This window comes from Inquilinus sp. (genome assembly GCF_039594555.1).
In the GTDB taxonomy this organism is placed as follows: domain Bacteria; phylum Pseudomonadota; class Alphaproteobacteria; order DSM-16000; family Inquilinaceae; genus Inquilinus.
The window spans coordinates 1-4,828 of the sequence record NZ_JBCNNF010000488.1 but is presented as its reverse complement, the minus strand read 5'-3'; the positions used below and the strand labels follow the sequence as shown (position 1 = coordinate 4,828).

The 4,828-nt window shown below is 67.9% G+C and carries 4 protein-coding genes; 3 read left to right on the top strand and 1 reads right to left on the bottom strand.

The genetic code is table 11. The annotated features are described in order from the left end of the window. Positions 1-723: hypothetical protein (locus ABDW35_RS32375; RefSeq protein WP_343717966.1), on the top strand; the 723-nt coding region annotated here is incomplete at its 5' end. A 45-nt stretch (positions 724-768) separates the two neighbouring features. On the opposite strand, the gene ABDW35_RS32370 is transcribed toward ABDW35_RS32375, so the two are convergent. After that, entirely contained in the window at positions 769-1,650 is an 882-nt protein-coding gene (locus ABDW35_RS32370; RefSeq protein WP_343717965.1) for a LysR substrate-binding domain-containing protein, read from the bottom strand. 605 nt (positions 1,651-2,255) lie between these two features. Here ABDW35_RS32370 and ABDW35_RS32365 point away from each other — a divergent pair. Further along, positions 2,256-4,202, top strand: a complete 1,947-nt coding sequence (locus ABDW35_RS32365; RefSeq protein WP_343717964.1) for a PrkA family serine protein kinase — start codon at positions 2,256-2,258, stop codon at positions 4,200-4,202. 31 nt (positions 4,203-4,233) lie between these two features. Beyond that, on the top strand, positions 4,234-4,828 hold a 595-nt coding region (locus ABDW35_RS32360), incomplete at its 3' end, for a DUF444 family protein (RefSeq protein WP_343717963.1).

Here is a 4,828-nt window from a genome sequence, read left to right as displayed (position 1 = left end):
GATTCGACCCTGCCGGCGGGTTCCCCCAAGGTCGAGGATACGGCCCCGGGCCGCTGCGAGGGCGCCTGCATCCTGGCTTTCCTCGGCGGCCGCAGCCGCAGCGCGGAGGCTGGGGAGCTGGTGCCCGGCGGGGTGCCGGAGAGCCTGAGGTCGCAGGTCGCGGCCTATCTGGCCGAGATGGGCGGGAAGCCGGAGCTGCTGCCGCGCCTGACCGCGGCCGGCAAGGCGCTGGACGAAAAGGAGCTGGCCTCGCTCGGCCTCGCCAATGCCGGGGAGGAGGCGCGGACGCCGTGGCAGACCTCGGCTGAGGGCAAGGGGACGATCGCGACCATGACCCTGAAGACCCCGACCAACGGGTCGGGCGAGACGCTGACGCTGTTCTGCCGCCGCGGCGACGAGACCCCCGCCTACCTAGCCTATTCTGGCTTCGACACGGGCACGGAGCTGCCGGACACGGTGACGCTGCAGGTCGGCAGCGGCGCCACGGCGGCCGAGCGCGACGTCATCGGCCCGACCCTCGAATCCCGCGACGGCCCCGACGGGCCGGAGGTCACGGTGGGGCTGAGCCAGGCGGAGCGGGACGCGATCCTGGCCGGGCAACCCTTCTCGCTGAGCATGGATGCGCTGCCGACCGTGGCCCCGGGCGGCGTCGTCAGCCTGGACAGCACCCTGACCGAGGCCGACCGCAAGGCAGTGCGGGAAGCCCTGGCCCACTGCCTCTGACGGTCAGGCCCGGCCGGCCATCAGCATCAGCGCCCGGCGGCGTCCCTAGTCCAGGTCCAGCATCCTCAGGAACGCCTCCACCGCCTTGCTGCGGTAGTGGTCCGGGTGGCGCAGCACGCGGAAGCGACGGGCCGGGAACGGCGGGTCGAGCTGGCGCAGCGTGCCGAAGCGCAGCCCCGATTCGACCGACAGGCTGGACAGCACCCCCGCCCCGGCCCCAGCCTCGATCGCCGCCCGCACCGCCTCGTTGCTGGCCAGTTCCAGCGCCACCGGCAGCGTTGCCGGGTCGACGCCGAGCCGTTCCAGCGCCGTTTCGAACACCTGGCGGGTGCCGGAGCCGCGCTCGCGCAGCACCCAGGGGCTATCGGCGAAGCGGGACGGCGCCACCATCCGCTCCCCCGCCCAGGGGTGGCTGGCACCGACCACCAGCACCAGCCGGTCGCCCGGCACGCTGGCATGCTCGAATCCGGCCACGTCCAGGTCGCCCTCGACGAAGCCGATATCGGCCCGGCCTTCCCGCACCGCTTCGGCCACCTGGGTGGTGTTGCCGATGGTGAGATCCAGCTGCAGCCCGGGATGCGCCGCCCGGAACCGGTGCATCAGCGACGGCAGCCAGTAGTTGCCGATGGTCTGGCTGGCGTGCAGCGCCAGGACGCCGCGGCGCAGCCCGGACAGGTCATCCAGCGCGCGTTCGGCCAGCGCCGCCCGGGCCAGCACCGCCCGCGCCTCCGGCAGGAAGGCGGTGCCGGCATCGGTCAGCGCGATGCCGCGGCCGACGCGGTGGAACAGCTTGGTGGCGTGGCGCGCCTCCAGTGCCTGGATCGCGGCGCTGGCGGCGGACTGGGTCAGGTTCAGCGCTTGCGCCGCACGGGTTACGTGCAGGTGCTCGGCGACCGTGACGAAGATGCGCAGCTGCTCCAGCGTCATGCGCCGTCCCCGATGGGGCGGAACGGCCGGCCGGCGCGGCGGAGCGATGCGACTCGGGGCCAAGGCGCCGTGACAGCCACAAGCGGTCCGGAAGCCTCCGCACGGTCCTTCATGCTCCCCTCACCTATCGATCAGACGATTGATTTCAGATCAAACGATCAGGATTCCCGATCATACCACGACATAGTTCGTGCTTTAGGCGAGTCGGCTGAAAAGCCGCATCGCCTTTCTGGCGAACTGAGCATACCGTGTTACCATTGATGTGACGTGGACCTGGATGGCAGGCTGCCAAGACCTCGACCAACGAGGCCCCGGGCCCAGATAAAAATTAAGGCAGTAGTAATATCGGTCAGTTTCGACCCTATATTGATAACCAGAGCGAGCGGTGGAGAAGGGGTAGTGCCTGATATTGCACCTCATCCGGGTCCCGACTGCGCAGCCCATCCCGGGCCTGCGGGCGGGCGGGATGAGGTCGGCCCTCGTCGCCCACCCGAATCTCGCCGCAAAGCCCGGCCCATCATGAGCCGGACATATATGCCCAGAAGCTGCGGCCGGAAACGGCACACTAGGTTGAGTCTCGATCCTCCAACCTCTGGCGGGTGGCAATGGCACCGACCGACGATCTCTTCACCAGCTATGCGAAATCCTACGAGGCCCGCCGCGCGGCGGAGATGTCCCTCGAAGAATTCCTGAAGGGATGTCGCAGCGACCCGATGATGTATGCGAGCGCGGCCGAACGGCTGCTCGCGGCCATCGGCCAGCCGGAAATCGTGGACACCGCGCGCGACGGCCGGCTGGGGCGGATCTTCATGAACCGCACCATCCGGGTATACCCGGCCTTCTCCGAATTCTACGGCATGGAGGAGACGATCGAGCGGATCGTCAGCTTCCTGCTGCACGCGGCCCAGGGGCTGGAGGAGCGCAAGCAGATCCTCTACCTGCTCGGCCCGGTCGGCGGCGGCAAGTCGTCGCTGGCGGAGCGGCTGAAGGCGCTGATGGAGGTGCACCCGATCTACGCGCTCAAGGCCGGCGACGAGGTCAGCCCGATCTTCGAGAGCCCGCTGGGCCTGTTCAACCCCGACACGATGGGCGCCGAGTTGGAGGACCGCTACGGCATCCCGCGCCGGCGCCTGACCGGCCTGGTCAGCCCCTGGTGCCTGAAGCGGCTGGATGAGTTCGACGGCGACATCTCCAAGTTCCGGGTGGTGCGGCTGCAACCGTCGCGGCTGCGCCAGGTCGGCATCGCCAAGACCGAGCCCGGCGACGAGAACAACCAGGACATCTCGTCCCTGGTCGGCAAGGTCGATATCCGCAGCCTGGAAACGCTGCCGCAACACGACCCGGACGCCTACAGCTATTCCGGCGGCCTGAATCGGGCCAATCAGGGCCTGCTCGAATTCGTCGAGATGTTCAAGGCGCCGATCAAGATGCTGCACCCGCTGCTGACGGCGACGCAGGAGGGCAACTATGTCGGCACCGAGAACATCGGCGCCCTGCCCTTCACCGGCATCATCATGGCGCATTCCAACGAGGCGGAGTGGCAGGGCTTCAAGAACAACAAGAACAACGAGGCGTTCATCGACCGCATCTACGTGATCAAGGTGCCGTACTGCCTGAGGGTGACCGAGGAGCAGAAGATCTACGACAAGCTGATCCGCGGCTCGAAGCTGGCCGACGCGCCCTGCGCCCCCGGCACGCTGGAGATGCTGGCCCGCTTCTCGGTCCTGTCCCGCCTGCGCGAGCACGAAAACTCCAACCTCTACTCCAAGATGCGGGTCTATGACGGCGAGAGCCTGCGCGAGGTCGACCCCCGTGCCCGCAGCCTGCAGGAGTACAAGGATGCCGGCGGCGTCGACGAGGGCATGGACGGCGTCTCCACCCGCTTCGCCTTCAAGGCGTTGGCAGCGACCTACAACCACGACACCAACGAGGTCGCCGCCGACCCGGTGCACCTGATGTATGTGGTCGAGCAGATGGTGCGGCGCGAGCAGCTGCCGGCCGAGACCGAGAAGCGCTATCTGGAGTTCCTGAAGGCCGACCTGGCGCCGCGCTATGCCGAGTTCATCGGCCACGAGATCCAGAAGGCCTATCTGGAATCGTATCACGACTATGGTCAGAACCTGTTCGACCGCTATGTCGATTACGCGGATGCCTGGATCGAGGACCAGGACTTCAAGGACCCCGACACCGGGCAGCTGCTGAACCGCGACCTGCTGAACCAGGAGCTGACCAAGATCGAGAAGCCGGCCGGCATCGCCAACCCGAAGGACTTCCGCAACGAGGTGGTCAAGTTCGCGCTGCGCTCCCGCGCCGCCAACGAAGGCCGCAACCCGAGCTGGACCAGCTACGAGAAGATCCGTGAGGTGATCGAGCGGCGGATGTTCAGCCAGGTGGAAGAGCTGCTGCCGGTGATCAGCTTCGGCTCGAAGAAGGACGGCGACACCGAGAAGAAGCACGAGGAGTTCGTCGAGCGCATGGTCGCCCGCGGCTACACCGAGCGGCAGGTTCGGCGCCTGGTCGAATGGTACATGCGGGTGAAGCAGGCGGGCTGAGACAGGAGGGTGTGAACAACGCGCGATGTCCATGCACATCATCGACCGGCGGCTTAATCCGGGCGGCAAGAGCCTCGTCAACCGCCAACGCTTCCTGCGACGGGCCAAGGCCCTGGTGCAGCGGGCGGTCAGAGACAGTTCGCGCGAGCGCAGCATCAAGGATCTGGAGCAGGGCGGCGAGGTCGCGATCCCGGTCACGGGCGTGAACGAGCCGCGGCTGCACCGCTCCAGCTCCGGCGGCGTGCGCGACCACATCCTTCCGGGCAACAAGGAGTTCGTCGAAGGCGATACCATCCAGCGGCCGAAGCGCGGCGGCGGGGGTGGCGGTAGCGAGGGCGCGCCCGACGGCGACGGCCAGGACGAGTTCCGCTTCGTGCTGTCGCAGGAAGAGTATCTCGAGCTCTTCCTCGACGACCTGGAGCTGCCCGACCTGGCCAAGCGCAAGCTGGTTGCGTCCGAAAGCGTCGGGTGGCGGCGGGCCGGTTATTCCACCAGCGGCCCGCCCGCCAGCCTGGCGGTGACCCGGACGATGCAGCGGGCGATGTCGCGGCGCATTGCCCTGCGCCGCCCGAAATCCGGCGAGATCAAAGACATCGAGGCCGAGATCGCGGCGCTGGAGGGCGAGG

Excerpts from the sequence above, each read along its gene's own strand:
- ABDW35_RS32365 (WP_343717964.1), top strand. The coding sequence starts at position 2,256 with ATGGCACCGACCGACGATCTCTTCACCAGCTATGCGAAATCCTACGAG.
- ABDW35_RS32370 (WP_343717965.1), bottom strand. The coding sequence starts at position 1,650 with ATGACGCTGGAGCAGCTGCGCATCTTCGTCACGGTCGCCGAGCACCTG.